A 14,878-nucleotide genomic window follows, 5' to 3' on the forward strand; every position below is an offset into this window, starting at 1 on the left:
AGGCCGCCGTCTTCCATTGCATCCAGTCCGAAGGGGGGACTTCCATGAAATATCTTCTTGCATCGGCGGCCGTGCTGGCCGTCGCGGCGCCGGCCTGCGCCCAGGACATCACGCTGAAACCTGTCGCCGAAGCGCGGCTTCGCTATGAGCATGTGGATCAGGACGGCCTGTCCAAAGAGGCCGATGCTCTCACAATCCGGGCTCGGGCGGGACTGACCGCCACGGACGGCGCGATCAGCGCGACAGTCGTGGGACAAGGGACGCTGGCAGTGGTGGACCATTATTATGACGGGTTGAATGGCGCAGCGATCCGCCCGCTGGTGGCCGACCCGCAGAATATCGCCCTCTATGTCGCGCAACTGCAATATAGGAGCAAGGCGATCACATTGACCGCCGGGCGACAGAAGATCGCGCTGGATGATGAACGGTTCGTCGGCAATGTCGGCTTTCGCGACAATGCGCAGACGTTCGACGCGGTGCGCGCGGAACTGGCGCCCATCAAGGGCCTGAAACTGGATGTCGCCTATGCGTGGAGCATGCGCACGATCTGGGGCGTGGACGGGATTGGCGCACGGCAGCAGGCCGTAAGCGGCGACAATATATTCGCGAACCTGTCTTACGCCGCGCCCATCGGAACGATCACGGGCTTTGCCTATCTGGTGGATCAGGATGAGGCCGCAGTGCAGGCTTTCCGCCTTTCGAGCCAGACCTACGGCGTGCGGCTGGCGGGCGGCGGGGCCCTGTCGAAGACGATGAAGATCGACTACCAGCTCAGCTATGCGCGCCAGTCTGATTATCACGCCAATCCGAATGCCTATGATGCTGATTACTGGCTGGCCGACGCTACGCTGGAAATGAAAGGCTGGAAGCTGAACGGCGGCTATGAAGTGCTTGGGGCCAGCGATGGTCTGCCTTTCACCAGTTTTCAAACGCCGCTTGGGACCAATTTCAAGTTTCAGGGATGGGCCGACAAGTTTCTGACGACGCCGGGCAATGGCGTGCGCGATCTTTATGTCGGGGGCAGCTATGGCTGGAAGCAGATGGGGCCGCTGGTTGGGGTTGCGCTGGGCGCGAGTTGGCATCGTTTCGACGCCGATCGCCTGAATCAGCATTATGGCAATGAAATCGACATTCTCGCATCTGCGAAGGTGAGGAAGGCGATGCTGTCGATCCGCTATGCGCATTATGATGCGAGCACCCTGGCCACCAATACCGATAAGCTGTGGTTGCAGGCCGATTGGGCCATTTGATTTGCAAAGCGTTCGAGGAATCACTTGAGCCCTCGGCTGATTTGCCATATGCTGCGCTGCAAAGGACAAGGATGTCCTTCTTCACATAGCCGATCCGGTTCAGCGACGAACCAGCTAGGCACATATGATGGCAAAGCCGCCATTCTGACTTCGGTTTTTAACCGAGGCCAGAATGGCGGCTTTTTTGTTTTCTGGAGTCACGGGGATGGAATTGCAGGACGGTTTGGGGCCGGTGACGAGCAGCGAGGATAATGTCCTCGTCCCGATGGACGATGTCCGGGAGCATCTGGTGGTCGTGGGTAACGGCATGGCCGGCTGCCGCGCGGTGGAGGAATTGCTGGCACGAGATGCGGGACGTTATCGCGTCACCATCTTCGGGGCCGAACCCCATGTGAATTATAATCGCATCATGCTTTCGCCGGTGCTCGCCGGGGAAAAGACGTTCGATGACATTATCATCAACAGTCGTGCCTGGTATGATGACAATGGAATCGATCTGATCGTGGGCGATCCGGTAACTGCGATCGATCGGGTCGCCAAGACCGTTACCAGCCAGGCCGGCCGCACCATTGGCTATGACAAGCTGTTGATTGCGACCGGCTCCGATCCGTTCATCATTCCTGTGCCCGGCAAGGACCTGCCCGGCGTCATCAGCTTTCGCGACATGAAGGATGTCGACACGATGCTGGCCGCAGCGCAAGCGGGCAAGGCATCGGGGGGAGGCAGCGCCGTCGTGATCGGCGGCGGACTGTTGGGATTGGAGGCGGCGCATGGCCTGACTTTGCGCGGTATGAATGTGACCGTGCTGCACATCATGCCCACGCTGATGGAACGCCAGCTCGACGAAGCGGCCGCCTGGCTCCTCAAGAGCGCGCTGGAAGGGCGGGGGCAGACCGTGCTGACAGGCGCCGATACGGCGGAAATCTATGGCGAGGGCAAGGTCGAGGGCGTCCGCCTGAAGGGTGGCCGCGACATTCCCGCCAGTCTGGTCGTGATGGCGGTCGGAATCCGGCCTTCGGTAGCACTGGCGCGAGAAGCGGGCCTTGATGTCGGACGGGGCATCAAGGTCGACGATCATATGGTCACCAGCGACGCGGACGTTCTGGCGGTCGGTGAATGTGTCGAGCATGACGGCAATGTTTACGGTCTCGTCGCACCGCTGTGGGACATGTGCCGCAGTTTGGCCGATGGACTGACCGACCGGCATAGCGGGTATAAAGGTTCCGTCACATCGACCAAGCTCAAGGTTGCAGGGCTGGACGTTTTTTCCGCCGGCGATTTCTCTGGTGGCGAAGGGTGCGAGGATATCGTCCTGCGCGACGCATCTCGCGGCGTATATAAGCGCGTTGTCGTGAAGGACGACAAGGTCGTCGGCGCAGTGCTGTATGGCGATACCGCGGATGGCGGCTGGTATTTCGACTTGCTCAGGAAGCAGGAGGATGTGGCAGATATCCGCGACCTGCTGATTTTCGGCCAAGCCTTCGCCTCGGGAGGGGGCGCACTGGACCCTAAGGCGGCCGTTGCGGCGCTCTCGGACGATGCCGAGATATGCGGCTGCAACGGCGTCAGCAAGGGCCAGGTCGTGGCCTGCATCGAACAGGGCGCATGTAGCCTGGATGCGGTGCGTGCGGGATGCAAGGCGTCGGCGAGTTGTGGCAGCTGCACCGGGTTGGTGGAAAATCTGATGGCCGTGGTGCTGGGCGACGATGTCCAGTCCGGCCCCAAAACCATGTGCAAATGCACCAGCTTCGGCCATGACGATGTCCGCCGCGAAATCGTGGCGCAGGATATGCGTTCGATCCCTGAGGTGATGCAGAAGCTGCACTGGTCGACTCCTGATGGTTGCTCGTCCTGCCGCCCGGCGCTCAACTATTATCTGCTCTGCGCGTTGCCGGGCGACTATGTCGATGACCAGCGGAGCCGTTTCGTCAATGAACGGATGCACGCCAATATCCAGAAGGATGGCACCTATTCCGTGGTGCCGCGGATGTGGGGCGGCCTTACCAACCCGCGCGAGTTGCGTGCGATCGCCGACGTGGTTGAAAAATTCAACGCGCCGATGGTCAAGGTGACTGGCGGCCAGCGGCTCGACATTTTTGGAATCAAGAAGGAGGATCTGCCAGCCGTCTGGGCAGATCTGAACGCCGCGGGGATGGTGTCCGGCCATGCCTATGGCAAGTCGCTGCGGACGGTAAAGACCTGCGTAGGGTCGGAATGGTGCCGCTTCGGCACGCAGGATTCGACCGGCCTTGGCGTCAAGATCGAGCGGATGACCTGGGGGTCATGGATGCCCCACAAGTTCAAGATCGCGGCGTCGGGCTGTCCGCGAAATTGCGCGGAGGCGACGATCAAGGACTTCGGTGTCGTGTGCGTGGACTCAGGCTATGAACTGCATGTCGGGGGCAATGGCGGGATTCACGTCCGCGTCACCGACCTGCTCTGCAAGGTCACGACGGAGCAGGAGGCGATGGATTATTGCGCCGCCTTCATTCAGCTCTATCGCGAGGAAGCCCGCTATCTGGAGCGCACGGCGCCTTGGATCGAGCGGGTCGGCGTCGACTATGTCAAACAGCGGATCGTTGAGGATGGTGCTGGTCGCGAAGCACTGCGTTGCCGTTTCCTGTATTCACAAAGCTTCAGCCAGGATGATCCCTGGGCTGAGCGTGCTGACGGCGCGCATGGCGAGTTGCACCAACATATCGCCGAAGTGCGGCCGATGGAGATGGTAGGATGATTGGCGATTGGCTCGACATCGGTTCCGTGGATCAGATCACGCCCGGCAACGCGCGAACCTTGCCGGTGCGTGGCGGCGACGAGATCGCGATCTTTCGCACGCTGACGGGTGACTTTCATGCATTGGTCAATCGCTGCCCGCACAAGCATGGCCCGTTGTCGCAGGGCATTGTTCATGGCGGCGTCGTCACCTGCCCGCTGCATAGCTGGCACATCTCGCTGAAGACGGGAGAGGCTCTGGGCGAGGACAAGGGTTGCGTGCCTGTGATTCCGCTCAAGGTCGATGCAGGCCGCATCTTCCTGCTGCGGTCGGCCGTGATGGACAAGCGGGCGGCATGACCGAAGCGATCCGCACCACCTGCGCCTATTGCGGCGTCGGCTGCGGCATTGCGGCGACGCCTCTGGGGGCGCGCTCGGTCGCCATTCGGGGGGATGAGGCGCATCCGGCGAATGCCGGGCGGCTCTGCTCGAAGGGCACGCATCTGGGCGAAACCGTGGCGCTGACCGGACGACTGCTTCATCCTGTCATCGGCAGCAAGCGGGCAAGCTGGGACAAGGCGCTCGATCTGGTCGCCAAGCGCTTTCGCGAAACGATCGCGCGCCATGGTCCGGATAGCGTCGCCTTCTACGTTTCGGGCCAGTTGTTGACCGAGGACTATTATGTCGCGAACAAGCTGATGAAGGGCTTCATCGGTTCGGGCAACATCGACACCAATTCCCGCCTTTGCATGTCCAGTGCGGTCGCCGGGCATAACCGCGCATTTGGCGAGGATGTGGTGCCTGCCCGATATGAGGACCTGGACGAGGCGGACCTGATCATATTGGTCGGCTCCAATACGGCTTGGTGCCATCCCATCGTCTATCAGCGGATACAGGCTGCCCGCGCGGCGCGGGGGACGAAGCTGGTGGTGATCGATCCGCGCCGCACGGAAACGTGCGAAGGGGCGGATTTGCATCTGGCGGTAAAGCCAGGCACGGACGTGGCATTGATGAACGGACTGCTTGCCTGGTGTGACCGGCATGGTGGCACCGATCCGACATTCATGCAGCGGCACGTAGATATGCCCGAGGGCTTTTGGGAGCATGTCCGGTCCGGGCATGACCTGTGGACCACGGCGAAGACGTGCGACCTTGCACCGGCCGTGCTGCAGCAATTTTTCGAACTGTTTGCCGCAACGCCGCGCACCGTCACATTGTTTAGCCAGGGCATCAATCAGTCGATCCGCGGCACCGATCAGGTCAACGCGATCATCAACGTTCATCTCGCTACCGGCCGCATAGGCAAAGCTGGGGCCGCTCCCTTTTCGATTACGGGTCAGCCCAATGCGATGGGCGGCCGGGAAGTCGGTGGCCTTGCCTCGACCCTTGCCGCGCATATGGATTTTGCGCCCGACAATGTGGCGCGGGTCGGCCGCTTCTGGGCGGCGCCGAACATGGCGACCAAGCCGGGTCTGAAGGCGGTCGACCTGTTCCGAGCGATGGATGAAGGCCGGATCAAGGCGTTGTGGGTGATGGCGACCAACCCCGCCATATCGCTGCCCGATGCGGGCCGTGTGCGCGAAGCGATGGCGTCATGCCCGTTTGTGGTCGTGTCGGACATAATGGCGGATACGGACAGCAGCGCGCACGCCCATGTCCGCCTTCCGGCCGCCGGTTGGGGGGAAAAGGACGGCACCGTGACGAATTCGGATCGTACCGTCAGCCGTCAGCGTCCCTTTCTGCCATTGCCGGGCGAGGCCAGGCCCGACTGGTGGATCATCAAGGAGGTCGCGCGCCGCATGGGCTGGCGCAATGCCTTTGCCTATGATCGCCCGGCGGAAATCTGGCGCGAACACGCACGCCTGACGGCCTACCAGAATGACGGGCAGCGATTGTTGAACCTGCGTTCTCAGGCCGCCATGGGCAATGAAGCCTATGACGCGATGCAGCCCTTTCGCTGGGGTGGCGCGCCCTTCGCGGATGGCCGGTTTCCGACAGCCGATGGCAAGGCGCGGCTGGTTCTGACCAGGCAGATGACTGTGGCAGAACCGCTCAAGGCATGGCCGATGACGCTCAACACCGGACGGTATCGCGACCAGTGGCATACGATGAGTCGCACGGGTCTGTCGCCCAAGCTGGCGCGGCATCGCGAAGAACCGATGGTCGAAATCCATCCTGACGACGCAGCGGCGCTGGGTATCGCCGACCGCGATCTGGCGCAGGTGCGGACGGCGCAAGGTCAAAGCATTTTTCGCGTGGCATTGAGTGAGGGGCAAAGGCGAGGTGAGATTTTCACGCCTATCCACTGGACCGATCAAAATGCGAGCGGCGGGCGAACCGGACTGCTGGCCCGTCCGCTGGTCGATCCGCATTCCGGTCAACCCGGCTTCAAATCTACGCCCGCCAGCATTGAACGGGTGACGACGCAATGGCGGGGCTTCCTGATCCTGCGTGGCGATGAGCCGGTGCGGCCGCAATGCCTGTGGGCAACGCGTATCACCGTGCCGGGCGGGGCGCTGTACGAACTTGCGGGCAATGGCGACCCGGCGCGACTGGAAGGGCTTATGCCGCAGGGAGACCGGGTCGAAGCCATGGATGCGTCGCGTGGCACACGTCGCATTGCCACCATTAGTGAAGGTCGGCTGGGCGGGGTGATGATGGTGACGCGCACGGGCCTGCTGCCATCGCGCGACTGGCTTATCCGGCAACTGGAGGCGGAAGGGGTGGGTGGCTCAGTTCTCGCCGCGCGCGGTCCCGGCAGCCAACCGGACAAGGGCGCAACCATCTGCGTCTGTTTCGATATCGGCCTCAATCAGATCGTCGCGGCCATTCGCGAGCAGGCGCTGGTGGACGTCCCGGCCATTGGCAAGGCGCTCGGCGCGGGGACGAATTGCGGTTCTTGCCGCCCCGCACTTGCCAACATCCTGAATCAAGCCACCCAGGAGACGCTCCATGCAGCAGAATGATCTGTCCGATGACTTGATCGCGCCGGGTGAGGTTTGGCTGGTCGGTGCCGGGCCGGGCGACCCGGACCTTCTGACCCGTAAGGCGGAAAAGCTTATCGCGGCGGCGCAGATCGTCTTCTATGACGCACTGGTCGGCCCGGCCGTCCTCGACCTGATTCCGATGGGCGTAGAGCGGGTCAGCGTAGGAAAACGTTCGGGACGTCATTCCAAGGACCAGCGAACGATAGACGAGATGCTCGTTTCTGCTGCGCTGGCAGGGAAGCGGATTGTGCGGTTGAAGGGAGGCGACCCCGCGATATTTGCGCGCGCGACAGAGGAGATAGCCGCTCTGCGCGCTGTAGGTGCCAGCGTGCGCATCTGTCCGGGCATAACTGCCGCCAGTGCGGTCGCCGCTTCGGCTGGCATCTCCCTTTCGCTGAGGGGGGTGGCGCGCCGTGTTCAGTTGATAACGGCGCATAGCCGTAGAGGGCAGGCATTGGATTTGGATTGGAACGCATTGGCTGACCCTGCCTGTACGCTTGCCGTCTACATGGGTAGAGACGCCGCGCCTGAACTGAGCCAGGCGCTGATCAAGGCAGGATTGCCTGGGGCAACGCCCGTCCTCATCACTTGTGACGCGTCGCTGCCTGACGAACGGCGACTACGCACCCGGCTCGATCTGCTGCCGCTCGTTGCGTCTGCATTTGCAGAAGATCGGCCCGCGCTCATACTGATCGGGGAGGCGGTGGCTCATGCGGATGCCACTGTGCCTGCCGCTGCCCTCGAAGCTCATCCTGCCGTCTTATAGCAATGGAAATCGCTACGGCGCCCGAACATCCTGTACGGCAATGACGGCCGGACGGGGTCTGGCCCCGCGCCGACAGGGTGCCGGAAAGCGAGTCCTCGCAAGATGGCAATAGATCCTAAGTTGCCGCTTCTCCCTGGCCCGGCCCGCAGCTAAAGCCTTGGGCCAAAGCAGGAGTAGCGCATGGACCGACAGCCCGCCGTCACGATCGAGGCCATCATCGACGCCGCGCGCGTCATCGCCCCTGCGGCGGTGCGCACGCCGCTGCTGGAAAATCATGCGCTCAACGACCGGCTGGGCCGCCGTGTCCTGCTGAAGTTCGAAGGGGCGCAGCGTACCGGATCTTTCAAGTTCCGCGGCGCTTACAACCGCCTCGCCCGCCTTGACGCGCAGCAGCGGGCGGCCGGCGTCGTTGCCTGGTCGTCGGGCAATCACGCCCAGGGCGTAGCCGCTGCGGCCCAACTGCTCGCCATGCCGGCGACCATCGTGATGCCCGCCGATGCACCCGCGATCAAACTGGTCAATACCCGCGCGCTGGGGGCGGAGGTCGTCACCTATGACCGCCACAGCGAAAGTCGCGAAGAAATCGCCACCGCGCTGGCGCGAAGCCGGGGCGCGACGCTCGTGCCGTCCTTCGACGATCCTTTCATCATCGCAGGGCAGGGGACGGCTGGCCTTGAAATCCTCGACCAGGCCGCGGAGGCGGGGGCCATCATCGGCCAGATTCTCGTCTGTTGCGGCGGCGGCGGCCTGACCGCTGGCATCGCGACGGCGGTGAAGGCGCGTGCGCCTGCTATCGCCGTCTATACCGTAGAACCCGCCGATTTCGACGATACCGCCCGGTCGCTCGCCAGCGGCGTGCGCGAAAACATAGCGCCGGACGCCCGCAGCATCTGCGACGCGCTGATGGCGCCCAGTCCCGGCGTGATGACCTTCCCGATCAACCGGGCGCTGCTGTCCGGCGGACTCGTCGTCAGCGACGATCAGGTGCGCGACGCCATGCGCTTTGCCTTTTCCACGCTCAAGCTGGTGGTGGAGCCGGGCGGGGCGGTCGCGCTGGCGGCGATGCTCCATGACCTCGCGCCGTCGTGCGATGGCGCGAGTGTCGTCCTGCTGTCCGGCAGCAATGTCGATCCCGCAGCCTATACGGCGATCATCGGCAGTGGTCCGGCATGATCGACCCGCGCGCGATCCGCACCTTCCTGGCGGTGTGCCGCGCCAACAGCATCAGCGGCGGCGCGCGTGCGCTCAACATTTCGCAACCGTCGGTGTCGAATGCCATCGCGCAACTGGAGCAGTCGCTGGGCGTCTCGCTGTTCGAACGCTCGCGTAGCGGGATCCGGCTCACGCCGGAAGGGCAGGCGCTGCTCCGCCGCGCCGAGGCGATGGACAGCCTTCTCGCCGATGTGCAGGCGGAAGTGCAACTCGCCAGCCGCGGCATTGTCGGACCGTTGCGGATCGGCGGCACACCCGGCGCGCTGGTCAGCCTGTTGCCCGACGCGGTACACCGGCTGGAGGCGCGGATCGGCCGCTTCGCGCTGCATGTCGTGGAGCGGCCCGACCATGATCTGGCCGCGATGCTCCATCGGGGCGACATCGAACTCGCCTTCGTCACCACCGGCATCGACGAACCGCCGGAGGGCATAGAGGAGCGGACTTTCTCCCGCGATCCCTTCGCCCTGATCGTGGGCAAGCAGAACGACCATCTCCCCGCCAGCCTGTCGTTGCGCGACACTGCGCTGATGCGCTGGGTCTTGCCCGAAGCGCGCGGCGCTTTCCGCCGGCAGGTGGACGCCCTGTTCATGGCCGCCGACATTCCCGTGCCGCAGGACATAATCCGCTGCGATTCCCTGCTCACCACCAAGGCGATGGTGCGGGGCAGCCAGCGCGTCACCATCTTGCCGATGCAGGTCGCGTCAGCCGAACTGTCGATTGGCGTACTGCGCGCCATCACCATCGAGGAAGCCGCCTTTCCACGCAGCATCGGCGTGCGGATGCTGGCAGGCGGGCGGCTGTCCCGACTGGGCGATGCGCTGCTCGACGTTCTTATTCATAGCTCCAGACTATGACGTTCGCAAAAATCATTATTTTTCTTTGGTTCGAAAGCAACGCATAAGCGTCCCAACAAGAGCTTTCGGGAGAGACCATCGTGCGGCACATCATCCGCAACATCGCTATCTTCGACGGTACGGGCAGCGCCCCGGTCGCCGGAGCGGTGGTCATAGAAGATGACAGGATCGCAGCCGTCCTGCATGACGACGCCGCCATCGCCGCGGTCGAAGCGGACAATGTGATCGACGGTCAGGGCGGCACGCTGATGCCCGGCATGGTCGATTCCCATACCCATCTCACCTGGGGCAGCTCGATCGAGAAAATCTATCACCAGTTCATCCTGCCGCCCGAAGAGCTGAAGGTCGCCGCCTGGCGCAATGCCCGGGTGCTGCTCGACCATGGCTATACCAGCCTCTATTCGGCCGGCGCGCTGGGCGACCAGATCGAGCCCGAACTGGCCCGCGCGATCGAAGCGGGCGAAACCCCCGGTCCCCGTCTCGTTCCTTCGACGCTGGAGCGCAGCCCCGAAGGTGAGGAAGGGGTCGAAACCGGAGACGTGTTCAACGGCCGCGGTCCCGACGCGATGCGCGCCTTCGTCGCCTATTGCGCAGCGGAAGGGGTGAAGTCGCTCAAGCTCGTCATTTCCGGCGAAGACGCGCTGAAGCCCGGATCGTCGGGCGACATTCTATACACCGACGCGGAAATGCTGGCGGCTGGCGAAGCCGCCAGGGATGCAGGGCTGTGGATCGCCACCCACGCCTATTCGCCCCGCGCCATCACCCTCGCGCTCGAAGCGGGTGCGCGCATCCTCTATCATTGCTCCTTCGCCGACGATGCCGCGATCGACGCGATGGCGGCAAAGAAGGACGACATCTTCTACGCTCCCGGCCCCGGCGTCTCGATCGCCGCGCTGGAAGCCTCGCCGCCGCCGCATATCAACATGAGTTCCATGAAGGCCAGCGCGGCCGAGCGTCTGGAACTGGAGAAAGTCCTGGTTCCCAAGCTGAAGGCGCGGGGCGTACGTATCCTGCCCGGCGGCGACTATGGCTTTCCGTTCAATCCCCATGGCCGCAACGCCCGCGACCTGGAGCATTTCGTCACCTATTATGGCTTCACCCCGGCCGAGGCATTGAGCGCCGCGACCATGCTGGGCGGGCAGCTCATGGGACAGCCAGTTGGACAGGTGAAGCCGGGTTATCTGGCCGACCTGCTGCTGATCGACGGCGACCCGACGCAGGATGTCCGCATCATGCAGGATGCCAATCATATCAAGATGATCATGCTGGGCGGGCGGATGCATAAATCCCCCGCAGCGCAGCCCGTGACCGCCTGACCGGAAAGACGCTACCATGTTCGACGTTGCGATCATCGGCTGCGGGCCGGTGGGGGCCTTTGCGGCCAATTTACTGGGCAAATCCGGCCTGTCTGTCCTGGTGATCGAGCAGGAGGCGCATCCCTATCCGCTGCCCCGCGCGGTCCATCTGGACCATGAAATGATGCGGCTGTTCCAGTCGGCCGGCGTGATCGATCGGGTGGCGAGCGACATGCGCGACACCGAAGGCCATCTGCATGTAGGCGCCGATCATGGCGTCATCCGCTATATGGGGACGGTCGGTCGGGCGCGCCCGTTTAGCTGGTCCAACGACTATTTTTTCTACCAGCCCGAACTGGAGGATCATCTCCGCGAGGCGCTGGCGGATTATCCCAATATAACTGTCCAACTCGGTGTCGCATTTGAAGGGCTGGAACAGGATGAAAGCGGCGTCACGCTGCGCCTGTCGGGTGGCCAGGCGGAGCAGGCCCGCTATGTCATCGCGTGCGACGGATCGCGCAGCGCGGTGCGCAAGGCGCTGGACGTCCGCCTTGACGATCTGGATTTCGAAGAGCCCTGGCTGGTGGTCGATGCCGAAGTCGATGGCCCGGTGCGCTTCCCCGACCTGTGGGGCGTCCCCGACGCCGCCGACCTGCAAAAGCTGTCGGTGATGATGTGCGATCCCGAACGCCCGGCGACGATCGTGCCGGGGCGCGGCAATCACCGCCGTTGGGAATTCATGCTGCTGCCGGGCGAAGACGATCAGGCGATGATGGCGCCCGGTGCGGTCGCTGCCCTTGTCGCACCCTATCTCTCCGGGGTTCCGCACAAGGTGGTGCGCGCGGCGACCTATCGCTTTCATGGACTGATCGCCGAGCGGTGGCGGATGGGCGGCGTCTTCCTGGCCGGCGATGCCGCGCACCAGACGCCGCCCTTTTTCGGGCAGGGCATGTGCCATGGCCTGCGCGATGTCGCGAACCTCGCCTGGAAACTGGAAGCAGTGCTGAAGGACCATGCACCCGACGCCTTGCTCGACAGCTACCAGCCTGAACGCGATCCCCATGTTCGCGCCGTCATCGCCGCCGCCGTGGGCGCGGGCCGCTATATCTGTATGCTTGACCCGCAGGCGGCCGCCGAGCGCGATGCGGCGATGCGCGAAGCCGCCAAGGGTGCGCAACATGGCACCGCCGCCGACCTGATCCCCGCCATCGCCACTGGTATCATCGCCGGCGATACGCCGGGCGCTGGCGAACGCTTCATCCAGCCGCGCGTCGGCAACCGGCTGCTCGACGACGTGACGGGCGGCGGCTGGCGTCTCTTCACCCGGACCCCGATCGACAGGGCCGACCTGACCGTCATCGACCTCGCGCGACTGGACGACCAGGGCGCGATCGCCGCCTGGCTGGCCGATCGCAACGCGGACGCCGTGCTGGTCCGGCCCGACCATTATGTCTTCGGCACCGGCAAGCCGTCGGACCTCATCGCCCGCCGCGCCGCTCTGATCGCCGGCGTCCCTCGACAGGAGATTGCCGCATGAGCCTTACTCTCGCCCAGGCGCGCACGATTATCGACACAGCGCTGGACAAGGCCCGTGCCGATGGCGCGCAGCCGCTTGCCCTGGTCGTGCTGGACGCGGGTGCGCACCCTGTTGCCACCGTGCGCGAGGATGGCGCCAGCCTGTTCCGCTTTGACATAGCGAAGGCCAAGGCCACAGGCGCGCTGGGCATGGGGGCGGACACCCGGCTTCTGGCCGTGCGCGCTGCTGCCAACCCCCTATTCTTTCAGAGCGTCGTCGCCGCCACCGGTGGTCGGCTCGCTTTGTCGCCCGGCGGCGTGCTGATCCGTGACGTGGAAGGAACGGTGATCGGCGCCGTCGGGATCAGCGGCGACACCGGCGATTGCGACGAAGCCTGCGCCATAGCCGGTATCCTCGCCGCCGGCCTTTCCCACGGAGACGTGCAATGAAATTACGCAGCATCGAACTGGCGATGCCCGGCGCGGCGGACGCCGCCGCGTTCATGACCGACATTTGGGGCATGGCGCCGGCGGGCGTCGTCGGCAATATCCATTATCTGCGCGGATCGGGCAGCTTCCCCTATCTGGTGGCGCTGGAGGAATCGGCCGACAGCTATGTCCGCTCGACCACCTTCGTCTGCACCGCCGACCGGCTGGAGCAGCTCAAGCGCGCGGTCAGCGCAGCGGGCTTGACCGCCGCGCCCGCCACTTCTGATGATTTGGGCGGCGGCCACGGCATCATCGTCGAACTGGCCGAGGGTGAACTGCTGCGCTTTCTGGTCGACGCGGCGGAAGTGGCGCCGATCGAAGGGCATGACCTGCCGGTCAAGCTCACCCATGTCGTCTTCAACAGCGCTGACGCCGAAGCGACCGGCCATCTGGTCCAGGATGCGCTGGGCTTCCGCGTGTCGGACCGGACGAAGGGCATGGTCTTCGTGCGCTGCAACAACTCGCATCATTCGACCGCTTTTGCCCGCGCAGGCTTCGCGTCGCTCAACCATATCGCCTTTGAGATGGAGGATCTGGACGCGGTGATGCGCGGCATCGGTCGCCTGCGCGATCAGGACATGGCCCCGGCCTGGGGTCCGGGCCGTCATGGCCCTGGCGCCAATGTCTTCGCCTATTTCATCGCCCCCTTCGGCCCGGTCATCGAATTTTCGACCGCGGTGAACAAGGTGCCCGACGATTATCAGGCCGGCGCGCCCGAAGACTGGACCTGGCCCGAAAAGCGGATCGACCAGTGGGGCATGTCCGACAAGGATTTCGGCGGCCTGCGCGCCGCCGAGGAGAAATTCCGCCACCGCCGCGACTGGGAGGCCGCGCCGCTTGACGCTTGACCGCCGCATCGCGCTCGCCGCGCTTGGCGGCGCGCTGCTCGGAACGACAGGATTGAAGGCCGCCCCGCGCGGTAGAGGAGACAGAGACGTGACCCGATTTGTAAGCTTCCGCCGCCCCGATGGCACCCCCAGCTTCGGTCGCCAGGATGGCGAGACGATCGTGGAACTGGCGACCGATGCGACGCCCAGCCTGAAGGCGGCGCTGAGCGACGGCAGCCTGTCGATGCTGGCCGACGGCGCGTCCTTCGCCGCCGCCGATGTCGTGCTGCTGCCGGTCATCCCCGATCCTGCCAAGATATTGTGCGTCGGCTTGAACTATGCCGAACATGTCAAGGAAACCGGCCGCGAGCAGAAGGCGCATCCCGCGATCTTCGTGCGCTATGCCGACAGTCTGGTCGCCGACGGCCAGCCGCTGGTGAAGCCCCGCGTGACCGAGCGATTCGATTATGAGGGCGAACTGGCGGTCGTCATCGGCAAGCCGTGCCACAAGGTCGCCGCCGCCGACGCCTGGGCCTATGTCGCGGGCTATGCCTGTTTCAACGACGGGTCCGCGCGCGACTGGCAGCGTCACAATATCCAGTTCACGCCTGGCAAGACCTTCCCCGGCACCGGCGGTTTCGGCCCCGCGCTGGTGACGGCGGACGCAATCGAAGACCTTGGCGCGCTCCGAGTCCAGACCCGCCTCAACGGTGAACTGGTTCAGGATCAGCCGATCGCCGACATGATCTGGGATATCCCCACGGTCATTGCATATATCAGCGCCTTCACGCCGCTCGCCCCCGGCGACGTCATCGCCACCGGCACCCCCGGCGGCGTCGGCGATAAGCGCACCCCGCCGCTCTACATGAAAGCCGGCGACAAGGTGGAAGTCGCCATCGGCGCCATCGGTACGCTCACCAACCGCATCATCGACGAACAATAAGCCTGAACGACCCAATCATAAGAAGGGG

12 protein-coding genes are annotated in these 14,878 nt (G+C 64.2%); all 12 read left to right on the forward strand.

The window, feature by feature from the left end:
* Positions 1 to 44: 44 nt before the first annotated feature.
* On the forward strand, positions 45 to 1,250 hold the full coding sequence (locus tag ABT375_RS17715) for a hypothetical protein (protein ID WP_416463510.1): 1,206 nt from the start codon (positions 45 to 47) through the stop codon (positions 1,248 to 1,250).
* Positions 1,251 to 1,455: 205 nt separating this feature from the next.
* A complete protein-coding gene (nirB, locus tag ABT375_RS17720; RefSeq protein ID WP_416463511.1) occupies positions 1,456 to 3,984 on the forward strand; it encodes a nitrite reductase large subunit NirB in 2,529 nt (842 codons plus the stop codon).
* Positions 3,981 to 4,322, forward strand: coding sequence for a nitrite reductase small subunit NirD (nirD, locus tag ABT375_RS17725; RefSeq protein WP_224548475.1), 342 nt, complete (start codon positions 3,981 to 3,983; stop codon positions 4,320 to 4,322). Before nirB ends, nirD begins: the two co-directional genes overlap by 4 nt.
* Positions 4,319 to 6,928 carry a molybdopterin-dependent oxidoreductase gene (locus tag ABT375_RS17730; RefSeq protein WP_416463512.1) on the forward strand — a complete coding sequence of 870 codons (2,610 nt, stop codon included), beginning with the start codon at positions 4,319 to 4,321 and terminating at the stop codon, positions 6,926 to 6,928. The genes nirD and ABT375_RS17730 overlap by 4 nt, the downstream gene beginning before the upstream one ends.
* On the forward strand, positions 6,915 to 7,715 hold the full coding sequence (gene cobA, locus ABT375_RS17735; RefSeq protein WP_416463513.1) for a uroporphyrinogen-III C-methyltransferase: 801 nt from the start codon (positions 6,915 to 6,917) through the stop codon (positions 7,713 to 7,715). The genes ABT375_RS17730 and cobA overlap by 14 nt, the downstream gene beginning before the upstream one ends.
* A gap of 180 nt (positions 7,716 to 7,895) precedes the next feature.
* Entirely contained in the window at positions 7,896 to 8,888 is a 993-nt protein-coding gene (locus ABT375_RS17740; protein WP_416463514.1) for a threonine ammonia-lyase, read from the forward strand.
* Positions 8,885 to 9,781, forward strand: coding sequence for a LysR family transcriptional regulator (locus tag ABT375_RS17745; RefSeq protein ID WP_416463515.1), 897 nt, complete (start codon positions 8,885 to 8,887; stop codon positions 9,779 to 9,781). Before ABT375_RS17740 ends, ABT375_RS17745 begins: the two co-directional genes overlap by 4 nt.
* Before the next feature lie 80 nt (positions 9,782 to 9,861).
* Positions 9,862 to 11,097, forward strand: a complete 1,236-nt coding sequence (locus ABT375_RS17750; RefSeq protein WP_416463516.1) for an amidohydrolase family protein — start codon at positions 9,862 to 9,864, stop codon at positions 11,095 to 11,097.
* A gap of 16 nt (positions 11,098 to 11,113) precedes the next feature.
* Positions 11,114 to 12,613, forward strand: a complete 1,500-nt coding sequence (locus tag ABT375_RS17755; RefSeq protein ID WP_416463517.1) for a bifunctional 3-(3-hydroxy-phenyl)propionate/3-hydroxycinnamic acid hydroxylase — start codon at positions 11,114 to 11,116, stop codon at positions 12,611 to 12,613.
* Positions 12,610 to 13,041, forward strand: coding sequence for a GlcG/HbpS family heme-binding protein (locus ABT375_RS17760; RefSeq protein ID WP_261935307.1), 432 nt, complete (start codon positions 12,610 to 12,612; stop codon positions 13,039 to 13,041). The genes ABT375_RS17755 and ABT375_RS17760 overlap by 4 nt, the downstream gene beginning before the upstream one ends.
* Entirely contained in the window at positions 13,038 to 13,928 is an 891-nt protein-coding gene (locus ABT375_RS17765) for a VOC family protein (RefSeq protein WP_416463518.1), read from the forward strand. Before ABT375_RS17760 ends, ABT375_RS17765 begins: the two co-directional genes overlap by 4 nt.
* Positions 13,929 to 14,016: 88 nt before the next feature.
* Positions 14,017 to 14,850 carry a fumarylacetoacetate hydrolase family protein gene (locus tag ABT375_RS17770; protein ID WP_416463519.1) on the forward strand — a complete coding sequence of 278 codons (834 nt, stop codon included), beginning with the start codon at positions 14,017 to 14,019 and terminating at the stop codon, positions 14,848 to 14,850.
* Positions 14,851 to 14,878: the final 28 nt, after the last annotated feature.

This window comes from Sphingomonas sp. VDB2 (assembly GCF_047946695.1).
Taxonomy (GTDB): domain Bacteria; phylum Pseudomonadota; class Alphaproteobacteria; order Sphingomonadales; family Sphingomonadaceae; genus Sphingobium; species Sphingobium bisphenolicum.